The sequence below is a fragment of the Catenovulum sp. 2E275 genome, from assembly GCF_025515275.1.
Lineage (GTDB): Bacteria > Pseudomonadota > Gammaproteobacteria > Enterobacterales > Alteromonadaceae > Catenovulum.
Genome location: NZ_JAOPFU010000152.1, coordinates 1 through 325, shown reverse-complemented (window position 1 = coordinate 325; position 325 = coordinate 1). Strand labels below are relative to the sequence as shown.

At 45.5% G+C, this 325-nt stretch carries 2 tRNA genes; both read left to right on the top strand.

The features are described 5' to 3' along the window. Positions 1-14: 14 nt before the first annotated feature. Positions 15-91, top strand: a tRNA-Met gene (locus N7931_RS19500). A gap of 139 nt (positions 92-230) precedes the next feature. After that, a tRNA-Met gene (locus N7931_RS19495) sits at positions 231-307 on the top strand. Positions 308-325 lie beyond the last annotated feature (18 nt).

The following is a 325-nucleotide window of genomic DNA, read 5'->3' as shown; positions in this document are numbered from 1 at the left end:
AGCGGCACTATTGACGCGGGATGGAGCAGCTTGGTAGCTCGTCGGGCTCATAACCCGAAGGTCGTTGGTTCAAATCCAGCTCCCGCAACCAATTCCTTTTTAATTAAAGATTGGAATAAAAGAGATTCGCCCTCAGGCTGCACTTTATAATCTCTGGAAAACAGGTAAATCAATAGCGCAAAATTTGGAATGGATTTCAAATTAATTTACAGGAAGTCTTGTCTTTTTGGCGCGGGATGGAGCAGCTTGGTAGCTCGTCGGGCTCATAACCCGAAGGTCGTTGGTTCAAATCCAGCTCCCGCAACCAATTCTTTTTTAGTCTCAT